This window comes from Massilia sp. (genome assembly GCF_046293535.1).
Taxonomy (GTDB): Bacteria; Pseudomonadota; Gammaproteobacteria; order Burkholderiales; family Burkholderiaceae_D; genus Telluria.
Genome location: NZ_JBKBOV010000065.1, coordinates 1 through 15,758, shown reverse-complemented (window position 1 = coordinate 15,758; position 15,758 = coordinate 1). Strand labels below are relative to the sequence as shown.

The 15,758-nt window shown below is 66.1% G+C and carries 15 protein-coding genes; 10 read left to right on the top strand and 5 right to left on the bottom strand.

What is annotated here, in order from left to right:
• The coding region (locus ACK4S9_RS22225; protein WP_409729964.1) for an acyltransferase family protein at window positions 1–890 on the bottom strand (890 nt) is incomplete at its 3' end.
• Window positions 891–1,221: 331 nt separating this feature from the next.
• On the opposite strand from ACK4S9_RS22225, the gene ACK4S9_RS22220 reads away from it, so the two are divergent.
• The 4 genes from ACK4S9_RS22220 to ACK4S9_RS22205 all read left to right on the top strand — a co-directional run bounded on the left by ACK4S9_RS22220 (window position 1,222) and on the right by ACK4S9_RS22205 (window position 6,103).
• Window positions 1,222–2,373 carry a TRAP transporter substrate-binding protein gene (locus tag ACK4S9_RS22220; RefSeq protein WP_409729961.1) on the top strand — a complete coding sequence of 384 codons (1,152 nt, stop codon included), beginning with the start codon at window positions 1,222–1,224 and terminating at the stop codon, window positions 2,371–2,373.
• Between the two features lie 236 nt (window positions 2,374–2,609).
• Window positions 2,610–3,194 carry a TRAP transporter small permease subunit gene (locus tag ACK4S9_RS22215; RefSeq protein WP_409729959.1) on the top strand — a complete coding sequence of 195 codons (585 nt, stop codon included), beginning with the start codon at window positions 2,610–2,612 and terminating at the stop codon, window positions 3,192–3,194.
• Window positions 3,191–5,128 (top strand): TRAP transporter large permease subunit, encoded by a 1,938-nt coding sequence (locus tag ACK4S9_RS22210; protein ID WP_409729957.1) that lies wholly within the window; start codon window positions 3,191–3,193, stop codon window positions 5,126–5,128. Before ACK4S9_RS22215 ends, ACK4S9_RS22210 begins: the two co-directional genes overlap by 4 nt.
• A gap of 327 nt (window positions 5,129–5,455) precedes the next feature.
• Window positions 5,456–6,103 carry a YitT family protein gene (locus tag ACK4S9_RS22205; protein WP_409729955.1) on the top strand — a complete coding sequence of 216 codons (648 nt, stop codon included), beginning with the start codon at window positions 5,456–5,458 and terminating at the stop codon, window positions 6,101–6,103.
• Between the two features lie 6 nt (window positions 6,104–6,109).
• Here the strand turns inward: ACK4S9_RS22205 and ACK4S9_RS22200 are convergent, their stop codons facing one another.
• Entirely contained in the window at window positions 6,110–7,228 is a 1,119-nt protein-coding gene (locus tag ACK4S9_RS22200) for a serine hydrolase domain-containing protein (protein ID WP_409729953.1), read from the bottom strand.
• Window positions 7,229–7,556: 328 nt separating this feature from the next.
• Between ACK4S9_RS22200 and ACK4S9_RS22195 the strand changes: the two genes are divergently transcribed.
• The 4 genes from ACK4S9_RS22195 (at window position 7,557) to ACK4S9_RS22180 (ending at window position 11,757) form a co-directional block, all read left to right on the top strand.
• Window positions 7,557–9,251 carry a diguanylate cyclase domain-containing protein gene (locus tag ACK4S9_RS22195; RefSeq protein ID WP_409729951.1) on the top strand — a complete coding sequence of 565 codons (1,695 nt, stop codon included), beginning with the start codon at window positions 7,557–7,559 and terminating at the stop codon, window positions 9,249–9,251.
• Between the two features lie 19 nt (window positions 9,252–9,270).
• On the top strand, window positions 9,271–10,002 hold the full coding sequence (locus tag ACK4S9_RS22190; RefSeq protein WP_409729949.1) for a helix-turn-helix domain-containing protein: 732 nt from the start codon (window positions 9,271–9,273) through the stop codon (window positions 10,000–10,002).
• A 279-nt stretch (window positions 10,003–10,281) separates the two neighbouring features.
• Complete coding sequence (locus ACK4S9_RS22185; protein ID WP_409729947.1) at window positions 10,282–11,247, top strand: porin; 966 nt, start codon at window positions 10,282–10,284, stop codon at window positions 11,245–11,247.
• 75 nt (window positions 11,248–11,322) lie between these two features.
• Window positions 11,323–11,757, top strand: a complete 435-nt coding sequence (locus ACK4S9_RS22180; RefSeq protein WP_409729945.1) for a hypothetical protein — start codon at window positions 11,323–11,325, stop codon at window positions 11,755–11,757.
• On the opposite strand, the gene ACK4S9_RS22175 is transcribed toward ACK4S9_RS22180, so the two are convergent.
• Window positions 11,719–12,741: an SDR family oxidoreductase gene (locus ACK4S9_RS22175; protein ID WP_409729943.1), complete on the bottom strand. Its 1,023-nt coding sequence runs from the start codon at window positions 12,739–12,741 to the stop codon at window positions 11,719–11,721. The genes ACK4S9_RS22180 and ACK4S9_RS22175 overlap by 39 nt on opposite strands.
• 169 nt (window positions 12,742–12,910) lie before the next feature.
• On the opposite strand from ACK4S9_RS22175, the gene ACK4S9_RS22170 reads away from it, so the two are divergent.
• The gene (locus ACK4S9_RS22170; protein WP_409729941.1) at window positions 12,911–13,465 is read left to right on the top strand and encodes a hypothetical protein; all 555 of its coding nucleotides are present in this window, start codon (window positions 12,911–12,913) and stop codon (window positions 13,463–13,465) included.
• 10 nt (window positions 13,466–13,475) lie between these two features.
• On the opposite strand, the gene ACK4S9_RS22165 is transcribed toward ACK4S9_RS22170, so the two are convergent.
• Window positions 13,476–14,501: a sulfate ABC transporter substrate-binding protein gene (locus tag ACK4S9_RS22165; protein ID WP_409729939.1), complete on the bottom strand. Its 1,026-nt coding sequence runs from the start codon at window positions 14,499–14,501 to the stop codon at window positions 13,476–13,478.
• A gap of 117 nt (window positions 14,502–14,618) precedes the next feature.
• On the bottom strand, window positions 14,619–14,831 hold the full coding sequence (locus ACK4S9_RS22160; protein ID WP_036216673.1) for a hypothetical protein: 213 nt from the start codon (window positions 14,829–14,831) through the stop codon (window positions 14,619–14,621).
• Between the two features lie 171 nt (window positions 14,832–15,002).
• Between ACK4S9_RS22160 and ACK4S9_RS22155 the strand changes: the two genes are divergently transcribed.
• A complete protein-coding gene (locus ACK4S9_RS22155; protein ID WP_409729937.1) occupies window positions 15,003–15,755 on the top strand; it encodes a phosphatase PAP2 family protein in 753 nt (250 codons plus the stop codon).
• Window positions 15,756–15,758: the final 3 nt, after the last annotated feature.

The window sequence follows — 15,758 nt, the reverse complement described above, 5'->3', positions numbered from 1 at the left end:
CCGATGCGCGCCCGATCCGCCGGAAACTGCAGGCTCGACAGCAGGCAAAGGAAGAGTACGCTGAACAGCAGGTCCTCTGCAAACGTCGCCGCGACCAGGGTGCCGATACTGCCTTTCATTCGAAAATAAACGGCCAGTCCGATGAGCACGACGATCAGCAGAAGGCGCGCGACGCGGCTCATGTCAATGCGGATCCGCGAAAACAGCACGCCAAGCAACCAGATCACGAAATACAGCATGATGTCGAACAGCAGCAGGTAGCCGATGACGGCGCAGGCGGCCAGGCCCGCCACTTTCGTGCTCCCGCGCTGCCCGATCACCGGCAGGAGCAGCAGTGGAAACAGGGCGTAGTACCACATCTCGTTCGCCAGGCTCCACAGGGAGAAATTGCCGCCGAAGCGAGGGACCGCCATCCCCTGCAAACCGAACAGATTGCCCCAGAACGTACTCCATGAATACTCATTGTCCGGCGCATAGCTGATCCGGCCAGGGTCGACCGTCTGCGTGATGGTGCCGATCGCCAGCGTGAGCACGAAGGCCGGCACCAGCACGATCCACATGCGGGTCAGGCGGTCGATCGCATACGACAGCATGCAGTTGGGTTCGCCCAGCTTGTTCAGCAGGCTGCCGCCGACCAGCCAGCCGCTCAGCAGGAAGAAGATCACGACCGCGATGTGCGAGAACCCGGTGAAGAAGGCCAGTGCCTGGTACCAGAGCGATGGGTCGGCCACTGTTTTCAGGCTCGGGAACAGCTCGCCACGGAGATGGGCGGCGACGACCTGAAGCGCGGCGAGGCTGCGCAGCGCCGAGATCAGGACCGAATGCTGGTAGCTTTCGTTCAGGTTGGTCTTGTCGAGCAGGCGTATGCGCATGGCGGATGCAGGATGCATCGTCTTCTCCTGTTGTAAGACAGACATCCCGATCCTAGCCCCTCATATGCTTATTCGGTTTGAGAGTGCACAGGGAGGGACGCATCCTTCGACTATCCAGGCAGGTGCCGGGCGCCGCTCTTGCATCCGGACGGCTGCCGAGGCGTAGTGATGCTTGACAGAAAAATAAAACAGACCGATCCTCGTAAGCCACATGTAAGAAATCCGTAAGGAAACAGGCCCATGCTGCGAGTCGGCATGCAGATATTTACAGAAGGAGAAGTCCACCCATCAGCCAGCTGTTGTACGTGTAGCGATTCAATCGTGTAAAAAACCAGACAGGAGACAGACGATGAAGCAGCGTAACGACGATTCAAAGAAGCCCGCATCCACCCGCCGCAAGTTCCTCGGCACCGCGGCCGCCGGCACCGCCGGCGCCACCCTCGCGGTGCCGATGGTCGCCACCGCCCAGACGCCGAAGCAGATGCGCTTCCAGAGTACCTGGCCCAGCAAGGACATCTTCCACGAATACGCCCTCGACTTCGCCAAGAAGGTCAACGACATGACCGGGGGCGAACTGAAGATCGAGGTGCTGCCCGCCGGCGCCGTCGTTCCCGCCTTCGGCCTGCTCGACGCCGTCTCCAAGGGCACCCTCGACGGCGGCCACGGCGTCATGGGCTACAACTACGGCAAGCAGAGCGCCATCGCGCTGTGGACCTCGGGCCCGGCCTTCGGCATGGACGCCAACATGGTGCTGGCCTGGCACAAGTACGGCGGCGGCAAGGCGCTGCTGGCCGAGCTGTACAAGAGCATCGGCGCCAACGTCGTCTCCTTCCTCACCGGCCCGATGCCAACCCAGCCGCTGGGCTGGTTCAAGAAACCGGTCAGCAAGGTCGAAGACCTGAAGGGCCTGAAGTTCCGTACCAACGGCCTCGCGATCGACATGTTCACGGCCATGGGCGCGGCGGTGAACGCGCTGCCGGCCGGCGAAATCGTGCCGGCGATGGACCGCGGCCTGCTGGACGGCGCCGAATTCAACAATGCCAGCTCGGACCGGGTGCTGGGCTTTCCGGACGTGTCCAAGATCTGCATGCTGCAAAGCTTCCACCAGAGCTCCGAGCAGTTCGAGGTCACCTTCAACAAGACCAGGTACGACGCGCTGCCGGCCAAACTGAAGGCGATCATCGAGAACGCCGTCGAGGCGGCATCGAGCGACATGTCGTGGAAGGCGATCGACCGCTATTCCAAGGACTACGCCGGCATGCAGTCCCAGAACGGCGTCAAGTTCTACAAGACGCCGGACTCGGTGCTGCAGGCGCAGCTGGCCGTGTGGGACCAGGTGGTGGCCAAGAAGGGCGCCGACAATCCGCTCTTCAAGAAGGTCGAGGCCTCGATGCGCGCCTTTGCCGAGCGCGCGATGAAGTGGGACATGGACACCAACAATCCGCGCCGCATGGCCTACAACCACTACTTCGGCCGCAAGGCGCCGGCCAAGAAGGCTTGAGTGCCTGGGTCGGCCTGACTGACGAACGGAACAGAGCCACGTCGTTCCGGCGAAGGCCGGAACCCAATCCTTGCCGGCGCAAACGCCGGGCATCCCCATTGGGCACCGGCCTTCGCCGGTGCGACGCTCTTGTGGCGAACGGTAAGACAGGCAGGCGGGCCCTGGCCACACGCTCATAGGTATGTCCACCCGTCATGATGAGGGGTGGGCCCTGTTCGTTCGACCGGAGCAGCTCCATGCAAAACCTCTTGTTTTTCGTCGACCGGGTCAGCAGCTGGGTAGGGCAGGCCTTTTCCTGGCTGATCGTCGCCCTTACTTTCCTCATCACCTGGGAAGTTTTCGCGCGCTACGTCCTGAATACCCCGAATCCCTGGGCCTTCGACCTGATGATCATGATGTACGGCGCCGCCTTCATGATGGCGGGGGCCTACACGCTGGCCAAGAACGGCCACGTGCGCGGCGACGTGCTGTACAGTTTCTTCCCGCCGCGCCTGCAGGCCGGCCTCGATCTGGTCCTGTACTTCGTCTTCTTCATCCCCGGCGTGGTGGCCCTGGTCTGGGCCGGCTATACCTATGCGGCCGAGTCGTTCGCCATCCGCGAGCACTCGACCCTCACCGCCAACGGCCCCCCGCTGTACCCGTTCAAGATGGTGATTCCCTTTGCCGGCGTGCTGCTCCTGCTGCAGGGCTTCGTCGAGATCGTGCGCTGCATCGTCTGCCTGCGCGATGGCGCATGGCCGGCGCGCGAGCCCGATGTCGAAGAGGTCGACGTCGACAAGCTCAAGGCGGCGGTGAACCTGCCCGGGGAGCGCACGCCATGAGGAAGGAAATCTGGTTCGGCCTGTCGATCCTGGTGGCGATCGTGGTCGCCTTGTTCGCCCTGATGCCGGCCCCAGGCGAGATGACCAACGGCCACCTGGGCCTGTTGATGCTGGCGCTGGTCGTGGTCGCGATCATGCTCGGCTTTCCCACCGCGTTTACCCTGATGGGCATGGGCGTGATGTTCTCCTGGTTCGCCTACCACAGCCAGAATCCCGACCTGGCGGTACAGCAGACGCTCGACCTGATGGTGCAGCGCGCCTATTCGGTGATGGCCAACGACGTGCTGATCTCGATCCCGCTGTTCATCTTCATGGGCTACCTGGTGGAGCGCGCCAACCTGATCGAGCGCCTGTTCAAGAGCCTGCACCTGGCGATGGCGCGCATGCCCGGCTCGCTGGCCGTGGCCACCATCGTCACCTGCGCGGTGTTCGCCACCGCCACCGGCATCGTCGGCGCGGTCGTCACCCTGATGGGCCTGCTGGCGCTGCCGGCCATGCTCAAGGCCGGCTACAGCGCCCAGTTGTCGAGCGGCTGCATCACGGCGGGCGGTTGCCTCGGTATCCTGATCCCGCCTTCGGTGCTCCTGATCGTCTACGGAGCGACGGCCGGGGTCTCGGTGGTCAAGCTGTATGCGGGCGCCTTCTTCCCGGGCCTGATGCTGGCCGCCCTGTACGTGGGCTACGTGCTGCTCCTCGCCAAGCTCAGGCCCGCCATGGCGCCGCCGCTGCCCGCCTCCGAACGCATCGTCGCGCTGCCGGCCTATACGCAAGCGATTCCCGGCGCCTACGGCAAGGGCGCGGTGCCCGGCCTGCTGCGCGCCATCAAGGGCCGGCACGCCGCCAAGCTCCCGGGCCGCACGCTGGTCTCGAACCTGGCCGTCGCGCTGCTGCCGGCGCTGGTGTTCGCCGCCGTCATGGGCCTGAGCTACCGGATCGTCACCGCGCCGGAAGCGCCACAAACCGAGTTGGTCGAGATGGGCGCGCAGCAGGACCTCGACAGCGCGTCAAGCGTCGAGGACGGCGGACTGCAGGAACCACCGGCCGAGGGCGAGCTGGCCGAGCCACCGGTGGAAGGGGAGACGGCGGCGCCCGCGGCAAGCGCCGTGACGCCCGTGGCGGCGCAGGCCGACGCGCCCGCATCGGCGGCCATGCCCACGGCCGCGCCGGACCCGGTGGCCAAGCCCGCGTCGAAGGCGTACTGGATCACCTTCGGCGTGCTGGCCGCCGCCATGGCGCTCTTCTACGCGTTCTTCAGCTTCGCGCGCCTCGAGATCTTCAAAATGCTGCTCGGCTCGCTGTTCCCGCTGGTGATCCTGATCCTGGCGGTGCTGGGCAGCATCGTGTTCGGCCTGGCGACGCCGACCGAGGCCGCGGCCATGGGCGCCTTCGGCGGCCTGATCCTGGCGATCGCCTACCGCCGGTTCAACGTCAAGCTGCTGCGCGAATCGGCCCACCTCACCACCAAGACCACGGCCATGGTGTGCTGGCTGTTCGTCGGCTCCAGCATCTTCTCGGCCGCGTTTGCCCTGCTGGGCGGACAGGAGATCATCAACGACTGGGTGCTGGGCATGGACCTCACGCCGGTGCAGTTCATGATCCTGGCGCAGGTGGTGATCTTCCTGCTCGGCTGGCCGCTGGAATGGACCGAGATCATCGTGATCTTCATGCCGATCTTCGTGCCGCTGCTGCAGCACTTCAACATCGATCCGTTGTTCTTCGGCCTGCTGGTGGCGATGAACCTGCAAACCGCCTTCCTGTCGCCGCCGGTGGCGATGTCGGCCTTCTACCTGAAAGGCGTGGCGCCGCCGCACGTGACGCTGAACCAGATCTTCCTGGGGATGCTGCCTTTCATGGCACTGCAGGTGCTGGGGATCATCCTGCTGTATACCTTCCCGGCGATCGGCATGTGGCTGCCGGACGTCCTGTACAAATAAGCCATCCACCAGGGGCGCGGCAGGGTAGCCGCGCCCGTTATGCAGATTTTCTCTTGCCCATCCACTAAGTTATTCGTTCCGCGAATGGCAGACATGCGGAACGCGAACTGTCATTGCGGTGCAACATCGGTAATAATGGCGGCCCATACCCAGTAGTACCTTCCACGTTCCCGGACGATGCCGCCACAAGCGCCAGCGTCCGGCAGCGCCGACGCCCCCGACTTTGTACAGCATTGTGAGGAACATGAAGCATCATCTCCTGCCCGGCTCGACTGTTTATCGACTTGACGGCTGCGTCGCGCACGCCGTGGGTGTCGAGGTGGCGCGATGATGCAGGGCGCGTGGCAAGCGCAGGCGGCCCAGGGCAAGAACGTGGTCCCGGTCAAGCCGCACACCCTGTTCGACGACGTCTACGGCATCGTGGTCGGCGTGCTGTTCGTGGCGATGGGCGTGCTCCTGCTACAGGCCGCCGGCCTGATCACCGGCGGGGTGGCCGGCATCTCGCTGCTGGTGTCCTACGTGTCCGGCTACTCGGTCGGCCTGCTGTTCATGCTCATCAACTTGCCGTTCTTCCTGTTCGGCTACCTGTTCATGGGCGCGCGCTTCACCATCAAGTCGCTGGCCGGCAGCATCCTGATCATGGCCATGCTCAAGCTGATGCCGAACGGCCTGGTGATCGGCCACGTCCACCCGATGGTGGCGGCCCTGGGCGGCGGCACCTTCTGCGGCATGGGCATCCTGGCGCTGGCGCGCCACGGTGCCGGCGTGGGCGGCACCGGCATCGTCACGCTGTGGCTGCAGAAGCGCTACGCCATCAATGCCGGCCGCACGCAGGTGGCGATCGACGGCGTGATCCTGCTGGCGGCGCTGGCCCTCGTCACGCCGGAACTGGTGGGCTGGTCCTCGCTCAGCGCCATCGCCATGAGCAGCATGGTCATGGCCTGGCACCGTCCGGGCCGCTATTTCGGCAACTAAGAACTCCTACGGCCGGTACCAGCCGTACTCCCAGCGCCACGGCATATCCGTCTCGCCCAGCACCCGCCGGGCGAGTTCCGGATAGATCCGCTCGGCGCGCACGTCGTTGGCCAGCATCACCACGCAGCGCCGGCCGCGCTCCAGGCACAGCACCATGTTGCCGGTGCTGTCGTTGTGTCCACCCTTGAACCAAGCCGGCCCGCTGCGGTCCGTGAACGTCACCACGCCCAGGCCCGCCGCCAGCGACTGCGGCCACACGGCGGGAGCCGGGCTCAGGGTCGGGAACTGGCCGGCGGACGCGATCGGCAGCTGGGCCGTCACCATCATGGCGCGCGATGCCGCGCTCAATCCCTCTCCGCGCACGATGCCCGCCCACAGGCGCGCCTGGTCTTCGATGCTGGTGTCCATCGAGCCGGCCGCGCTCGGGCGGCTGCGCTCGTCGTGCGGCACCATTTTTCCTTCGAGCGTGTAGCCGTCGGCCAGGTTGCCGGCGAAATCGGGGCGCCACTGCATGCTGGTGTTGCGCATGCCGAAGCGGTCGAACACCCGGCGCTGCATCTCGCTGCCCGTGTCCAGGCCCAGGCCGCGTTCGACGATCAATTGGAGGATGTAGAAGCCTTCGCCCGAATAGGCATAGCGGGTGCCCGGCTCGAAGTGAAAGCGCAGCTTGCGGTCCGGCTCCAGCCAGCGGAAGTTGGCGAAGCCGGAGGAATGCGTGAGCAGGATGCGCGGCGTCAGGCTGCGCCAGCGAGCGTCCGTCGCCAGGCTCGAATAATCCCAGGGCGGCTGGTCGTAGGCGGGCAGGGGCTGCGGCAGCAGGGCGGGCAAGGGCGCGTCGAGGTCGAGCTTTCCTTCGTCCACCAGTTGCAGCAGCATGGCCGCAAAGGCGGCCTTGGTAAGCGAGGCGCCGTACATGACCGTCTGCGGCGTGAGCGGCAGGCCGCGTTCCACGTTGCGCCAGCCGTAGGCCTTCACGCTCACCACCTGGCCGCCATCGATGACCGCCAGCGCCAGTCCCTGCACGTTCTCGCGCGCCATCAGGCGGTGTACTTCGTCGTCGGAAAGCGGGGATACCGACGCGCAGCCGGAGACAAGGCAGGCCAACACGCACAATGCTGTTTTCATCGACGCTCCGGATGCTGGTGGACCAGGGCATGGTACACCGGCAGGCTTGACGGCAGGTGGGGCGAGTGCGCGACGACTTCCTGGATCCATCCGCGCATACGCGCACGCGCGCCGACAGCTGGCGGCTCTGCGGATTTGCCTGGAAGCACCCCTCGCTGAACGTCCGTTTATTCACTTTGACTCTACAGGTGACGAATGACGCATGTTTTTTGTTGCGCCGCCGCAAAAAATGGTCCTTCAGTAACAAATTTTGGCCGTGTGTATTTATTTTTCGTTAGGAAATTAGTTAGAATGGCCGGTTTTTGACCCGTATCCTTACCACCCCTCCATGAGCGGCATCTTCGGAAAAATGCGCCTGTCCAGCCTGATGACCCTGGCCGTCTGCGCCACGGTCGCGCTGACGGTCGCGCTGCAACTGGCGCTGGTGAACCATTTCGCGGTGCGCCAGGCGCGCGAGGAGGCGCAGCTGCGCCTGCAGCAGCTTTCCTGGCAAATGCGCGACTCGCTCAACCGCGTGATCGAGCAGGCCGTCCGCGATACCCGGCTGCTGGCCGAGCTGCCGCAGGTGCGCTATTCGAGCGATGCCGACGCAACCCGTGCGGTACTGGAGAGCCTGCAGCGCAGCTTCCCGGACTATGCCTGGATCGGCATCGCCGACCTCGACGGCAAGGTGGTGGCATCGACCGGCCGCATGCTGGAAGGGGCCAACGTCAGCAAGCGTCCCTGGTTCACCGCCGGCCTGCGCGGGGTGCACGCTTCCGACTACCATCCCGCCGTGCTGCTGGAAGAGATCCTGCCGCGCAAGCCCGACCCCTGGCGCTTCGTCGACGCCTCCGGACCGATCGTCGATGCCGGCGGCAAGCCGGTCGCCGTGCTCGGCCTGCACCTGAGCTGGGAATGGGCGCGCAGCCACGCGCGCAAGCTGCTCACGCCGGCGCTGCGCGAATACGGGGCCGAGATCCTCGTGATCCGCGACGACGGCACCGTCATGCTCGGCCCCCGGCAACTGGTCGAGACCAGGGTGGACACCACCAGCCTGCGCCTGGCGCAGAAGGGCCAGACCGGATCCCTGCGCGAAACCTGGCCGGACGGGCGCGCGTACTTCACCGGCTACAGCCAGACCGGCGACACGCTCGATCCGGCGTCGCTGCGCTGGACCGTGCTGGTGCGCCAGACCGAAGAGCGCGCGCTGGCGGGCGCGGTCGACCTGAAGCGGCGCATGCTCGGCTGGAGCGCGCTGCTGGCGCTGGCGCTGGCCGGCGCGGCGGTGTTGCTGGCGCGCCGCCTGGTGCGGCCGATGGCGGCACTGCGTGAAGCGATCGAGCGCGTCACCGCGGCCACCAGGAGCGGCCGCGAGCCGCCGCCGATCCCGCCGGTGGACGGCTTCCTCGAGACCCAGGTCCTGTCGAGCAGGATGCGCGAGCTGGTGCAGAACGAAGTCGCGCACCGCAAGGCGCTGCTGGCCATGAACGAGCGCCTCGAGCTGGCGGTGGCCGAGCGGACCGCCGAACTGCAGGCGCTGCTGCTGCGCGACGTGCTCACCGGTCTGCCGAACCGGCGCGCGCTGCTGGAGGCGCTGCCCGAGGCGATGAGCCGCGCGCGCCGCGTGGGGCGCCCGTGCGCGCTGCTGTTCCTCGACCTGGACGGCTTCAAGGCGGTCAACGACAACCACGGCCACGAGGAAGGCGACGAGCTGCTGCGCCAGTTCGGCGCGCGCCTGGCGCTGGGCGTGCGCAGGACCGACATGGTGGCGCGCCTGGCCGGCGACGAATTCGTGGTGGTGCTGGAGATGCTGACCGATGCGCTGCATGCCGAAGACACCGCGCGCAAGCTGCTCGAACGCCTGAAGGAACCATACGTCCTGCGCAGCGCCACCGTGACGGTGGGCGCCAGCATCGGCATCGCGCTGCACCGGCCGCAAGACCCCGTGGATACCGACGCCTGGCTGGCGCGCGCCGACCACGCCATGTACGCCGTCAAGCGCACCGGCAAGAACGGCATCGCGCTCGCGGGCGCCGTGTGACGCTGCTACCATCGCCCGCATGTCCGAAATCACCCGACTCGTCACCGCCCTCAAGCGCGAACTGAAACAGCAGGGCAAGACCTACCGCGACGTCGCCGAGGCCCTCGGGCTGTCCGAACCGAGCGTCAAGCGCCTGTTCGCCACCGAGCAGTTCACGCTCGAGCGCCTGGTCGAGATCTGCTCGCTGGTCGGCCTGACGCTGGCCGAGCTGGCGCAGGAGGCGGGGCAGGGCTACCAGCGGCTGCGTACCTTGAACCCGGCGCAGGAGCGCGAGCTGGTCTCCGACGCGCGCCTGCTCCTGGTGGCGGTATGCGCGCTGAACCACTGGACCATGGCCGAGATGCTGCGGGCCTACCGCCTGAGCGAGGCCGAATGCGTGCAGCTGCTGCTGCGCCTCGACCGCTTGGCGCTGATCACGCTCCTGCCCGGCAACCGCATCCGCCTGAACGTGGCGCGAGACTTCGACTGGCTGCCGGGCGGACCGATCCGCCAGTATTTCCGCGAGCAGGGCATGCCTGAATTTATCGACAGCGCCTTCGGGCAGCCGGGCGACACGCTCGACTTCGTGCACGGCATGCTGACCGAGAGCGCGCGCGCCAAGCTGCAGGGCGAACTGCGGCAGCTGCGGGCGCGTTTCGCCCAGCTGCACGAGGAAAGCCTGGCGGCGCCGCTGCCGCAGCGCTGCGGCACCGGCTTGCTGCTGGCCTCGCGCGAGTGGGAGCCGGCGGCCTTCGCGGGCCTGCGCCGTTAGCGCATGCCAGGGCTGCCGGCCGCGGCAGCGACCCACTCTTTTCCTACGCTCAAGCCGGCAAGCCGGCGACAAATGGCATCGCGCCGTCCACGTTTTGTGAAAGCCTCTTGTGCCCACTCATTCTCCGGTGTAGAACCTTGGGTAAGCCGAAAAGTTCGGCTCAGACGGATCCGTTGCCGCCTTTTTTGAGTACGTATGGACGAGTGCTGTTTTATGTGAGGTAGTAGACAGATCAGTCCGGCAAAGAAGGGAATGATGGCTTCAGAGAGGGAATGAGCCATGAAGATGTCCATCGTCGCATGCGCCGTGCTCGGAGCGAGCGCTGCGTGCGCCTCGGCCGAGAATGCGGCTGCTCCCAACGGGGGCGCCGATGCGCGCGAGGCAGTCAGGGAAGCCAGGCAAGCCGGCGGCGAGGGCGCGCCCGCCCAGGGCGCATCCGGCGACGTGCCGGTGATTTTCACGCTGGAAACCACGCGCGAGGCGGAAAAGCGCCGTGCGGGCGAGGCCAGGCTGCTGGGCGCGGGCCGCCAGTACAACCTCGATTTCCGCGCGCTGAGCGACGTCGGCGACCCTTTCCACGGCGGCCTGGCCGGCAGCGGCAGCGGCGCCGAGGACCCGCGCCGCAGCAGCGACAGCGTCACCTACCAGGGCCGCTTCAATGGCTTCACCGCCGGGTCGTCCTGGGGCAAGGGCGACCTCGACGGCTCGCCCTCGGGCCGCGCCTGGGGCATGTCGGTCGGCTTCAAGGCCGGCCCGTTCACGATCCGGGCGGCGCACCAGAACCGCAACGTGGCCAAGGTCACCCGCATCAATCCGGTCGACATCAGCATGGCCGCCAAGAATTCCATCATCGCCGCCAACATGCGCTTCGACTGGGGGACCGCCTACGCCGCCTACAGCGCCAACCGCGGCTGGGGCAGTTCGCCCCTGTTCAACCCGGACAACCCCTACGGCGCCGGCATCACCAGCACCCCGTCCACCGACAGCCGCGACGTGCTGGCCGGGGTGGCGGTGCCGGTCAGCCACGCGACCACGCTGCTGGCTTCCTACATCCGCAAGAACGACCGCGACCCGGCCAACCGCGACGCGCGCCAGATCGCGGTCGGGGCCACCTATGCGATCTCGCGCAAGCTCGATTTCTACGCCGCGTATTCGCACATCCGCCAGCAGAGCGGCATCCAGAACGCCAACGTGCGCCACGGCGGCGGCGGGGCCGTCAACCTCGGCATGCGCCGCGCCTTCTGAGCTTGTGCGCGGCGACGCGATGTTGCGAAAAACGTTAGCCTGTCTCCATGGCTAAACCACGTTTTGGAGGCAACAATGACAGGCGCAAGCACACTTGATCCGGACAACTTCCCGGAACGTCCAGACCGTAGTCTCGGCAAGGGACACGGCATCGATTCCCTCGGCCCGAGCGACATTTCCGACACCGGAAGCGACGTGGTCGGCGGTCCCGGCTTTGCCGAAGCGCTCGACCCGGACCAGACGCTCGAATTCGACCAGGGCACCACCTCGGACATGGAACAAAGCCATGCCGGCGGCACCGCCGGTCCCGACGTCGGCGACGCCGATTTCTCGGGCGACAGCGACATGGGCGGCACCGGCGAGCGCGCCGCGGCCGGGCGCGACAACGTCGGCAAGGACGGCGCCGACATCGACACCGACCAGGTGGTGTCCATCCCCGACTTGCCGCTGACCGAGGAAGACACCGATTTCTTAACGAGCAAACCGCCGCGAGAGGCTGAAGGCGGCTAGCAGGGCGGCGCCGCCCACCAGGGCGGTGCTCAAGGGCGAGGAGCGCAGGCTGGTGCTGGTGTACAGGCTGCGCTCGTGCACGTTCTGCGGCATGCCCTGGCGCTGGCGCAGTTCGGTCGCCTCATCCGGCTTGTAGAGCGCGTCGCTGCGGTTGGGCGCGGTGGGCCGGCTGGACTTCTGCTGCTTGAACATGCTGGCGTTCATGTAGCGGTCGAACAGGGCCGGCATCAGCTTGGAGCCGGCCGCGATCATCTTCGAGGCGCCGCCGGCGTAGGCGTCGCGTTTCGGATGCTCGGCGCAGTATAGAATGGCGTCGGCCACCACTTCCGGGGCGTAGATCGGCGGCGGCAGGGCCGGCTCCCTGTCCATGTAGTTGCGCGCGTGGACCGCGAACATGGTGTCGATCGCGGCCGGGCGCACCAGCGTGACCGCCAGCGGCGCGCCTTCCTTTTCCACTTCCATGCGCAGCGCATCGGTGAAGCCCTTCACCGCATGCTTCGAGGCCGCGTACATGCCCTGCATCGGGATGGCGCGTTCCGACACTTCGCTGCCGACGTTGATGATGGCGCCGCCGCCGCGGTGCTTCATGCGCCGCACGGCTTCCAGCGAGCCGTTGACGGTGCCCCAGAAATTGGTCTGGAACAGGCGGTGGTGGTCTTCCGGCTTGACTTCTTCCAGCCGGCCGAACACCGAGATGCCGGCGTTGTTGACCCAGGTGTCGATGCGGCCGAAGCGCGCGATCGCCTTCTCGCCGATCTTCTCGACGTCGGCGATGTTGCCGACGTCGGCGGCCACGGTCTCGACCATGACGCCGCGGCTGCGCAGCTCGTCCGCCAGCTCGTCGAGCGCGTCCTTGCTGCGCGCCGCCAGCACCAGGCGGGCGCCGCGCGCGGCGGCCATGCGGGCGGTGGTCAGGCCGATGCCGCTGGTGGCGCCGGTGATGACCATGACCTGATCGTGGAGTTTCCTGAGTCTGATTGCCATGACGTACGTCCTTTTCAAGTGGGTGAAGACGACTGCCCGCGGCGTCGGCCGCAGGGACAGGCCGTTGATGAACGGTCACTATCCTAGCCCGGCTGGATAATCTGGCGTTTTCGCTTGCCTAGCAGATACTTTTGGTCTTACAGTGGTCCTCCTGCCAACACGACCGCCAATGACCCGCTACCCATCGCCTTCGGATTCCGAACCGCTGCACGTCGTCTGCCCGCCCTCGAGGCGGCTCCCGATCGTGGCCGTGTCCTGTGCCGGCCTGGTCATGCTGGCCTGGCTTGGATTCACGCTGTTCGACGGCCCGCCGGAACGCTTTTCCTGGTTCAAGGTATGGCTACTGGTGCTGGTAGGAAGCGCTGTGGCTGCGGTGCTGTACCGCAACCTGTTCGTGCGCGACGCGCTTCTGCTGTACCGGGACAAGGCCGAAGCCTGGGCGCTGGAGGACGAGGACATGCTGGTGCTGGCTGCCGGCAAGGTGCGCTCGGTGCGCATCGCGCCATTGCCGGCGCTGGGCTCCTTGTCGGCCGAGAGCCAGAACATCGCGATGGGTATCGGAAGGGGGCTGATCGAGATCGAGACCGAGGACGGCTGCTACCGCTTCGGCGCCGGGCTCGACCAGGACAGGGCGAACGTCATGGCGGCGCGGATCGCCGCCTATTGTGGCTTGCAGCGATCCGGGCCGCAATGGCAGGCCGCGCCGGAAGGCGGACGCCGGTAAGGGTTCCGGCTCAGCGGCCGGGCGCGTAGATCTGGTCGAACAGGCCGCCGTCGGCGAAGTGCGCCTTCTGCGCCTGCGTCCAGCCGCCCAGTTCGGTGATCGGGAACAGCTTCACGTTCGGGAACTGCGAAGCATATTTCTTGGCAAACTTGTCCACTGCCGGACGGTAGTAGTTCTTGGCGATGATGTCCTGCGCTTCGTCGGTGTACAAGAACTCGAGATAGGCCTGCGCCACCTTGCGGGTGCCTTTCTTGTCGACGTTCTTGTCGACCACGGCCACCGGCGGCTCGGCCAGGATGCTGATCGACGGCGCCACGATCTCGAACTTGTCCGGGCCGAGTTCGCGCAGGGCCAGCAGGGCTTCGTTTTCCCAGGCCAGCAGCACGTCGCCGATGCCGCGTTCGACGAAGGTCGTGGTGGCGCCGCGCGCGCCGGAATCCAGCACCGGCACGTTCTTGTAGAGCTTGGCGAGGTAATCCTTGGCGCTGGCGGGAGAGCCGCCCGGCTGGCGCAGCGCGTAGCCGTAGGCCGCCAGGTGGTTCCAGCGCGCGCCGCCAGAGGTCTTGGGGTTCGGCGTGATCACCGCCACGCCAGGCTTGACGAGGTCGCCCCAGTCGCGGATCTTCTTCGGGTTACCCTTGCGTACCAGGAACACGATGGTCGAGGTGTAGGGCGAGCTGCGGTGCGCCAGGCGGCCCTGCCAGCCGGGCGCGATCAAACCTTTTTCGCTGATAGCATCGATGTCGTAGGCCAGCGCCAGCGTGACGACGTCGGCCGACAGGCCGTCGATGACGGCCCGCGCCTGCTTGCCGGAACCGCCATGCGATTGCTTGACGGTGAGCTTGTCGCCGGTCTTCGCCTTCCAGTGGCGGGCGAAAGCGGCATCGATGTCCTGGTAGAGCTCGCGGGTCGGGTCGTAGGACACGTTGAGCAGGGTAACATCGGCTGCCGCGGCAGGTGTGCTCAGCAGCGGGGCCAGCAGTGGGGTCAGCAGGGCGGCGGCGGCCAGCGAGCGAAGGAAGCTTGTGCGAAGCATGTCGTTCTTTCAGAGGGCAATTTGGAGCCTTCAGCTTACGGCTCAGTTCCCCCTGAAGGAACGAATTTATTCGCCTAACAATATGCGGAATTGTTTGAACCGCTTGTTCTTGGTGCCTTAGTGCGCCTTCGACAGGATCAGCAGCCAGCGCTTGAACAGCAGGATTTCCAGATGGCCTGCTTCGATGCCGGTATCGCATTCGATGATCGGATTGACCGCATAGAAGCGCTTGCGGAAATCACGGGTGATCAGGAGTTCGCGACGGCCTAGACGGACCATAAAAGGGACAGGTGCATATTCCAGGCCGAAGTTGCTGTTCAGAGTGGTCATGGTGTTTCCTTTTATTAAAATCGTTGAAGTGAGTAAAGAATATCATAACCACTGTATAAATCTACAGTTACTGTGTGGATGTACAGTAAATTTTTGCTGTTGTGGTTTTTTCGCCAAGCCCCACCTATGAAGGCTCATCCGCAAAAAACAGCCGAACCCAGCCGAACCAGCATGACGAATCCGATCCTCCCCCGACTCCACCGCTTTGCCGCCGCCCGTTTTTCTGCCGAAGGAGAGTACGGCCTGCACCTGACCGCCGGCGTGGCGATGCTGGTGCTGGCGACCGCGCTGTTTGCGCAGATGGCCGGCGCCGTCGTCGCCGGCGCCCCGATCACCCAGCTCGACGTCGAGGTCGCCAACTGGCTGCATGCGCATGCGCGCGCCAACGACGGCCTGCGCGCCTTCCTGCTGCTGCTCACCCACATGCATAGCACGCCCGGCATCCTCGCCATGGCCCTGCTCGCCGGCATCTGGCTATACAGGCGCGGGCACCGCTACTGGATCCTGGCGCTGGTCGCCAGTGTGCCGGGCGGCCAGATCCTCAACGTGCTGCTCAAGCACAGCTTCGAGCGCGCGCGTCCGCATTTCGTCGAGCCGCTGCTGGAACTGAGCACCTACAGCTTCCCCAGCGGCCACGCGATGGGCGCGACGGTGCTGTACGGCTTCCTGGCCTGCTACGCGGCGCGCCAGGCGCGCTCCTGGTGGGGGAGGGTGCTGCCCTTCGTGCTGGCGCTGGCCATGGTGGCGACGGTCGCGTTCTCGAGGATGTATCTTGGAGTCCATTATTTGTCCGACGTGCTGGCCGCGGTCGCCGAGGGCTGCGGCTGGCTGGCGATCTGCATCACCGGCGCCGCCACCTTCAACCGGCGCCGGCGCGCGCGCGCGCGGCTTGCCGGCCGGCCGGCGGGGCCGCAGGACCGCTGAAAA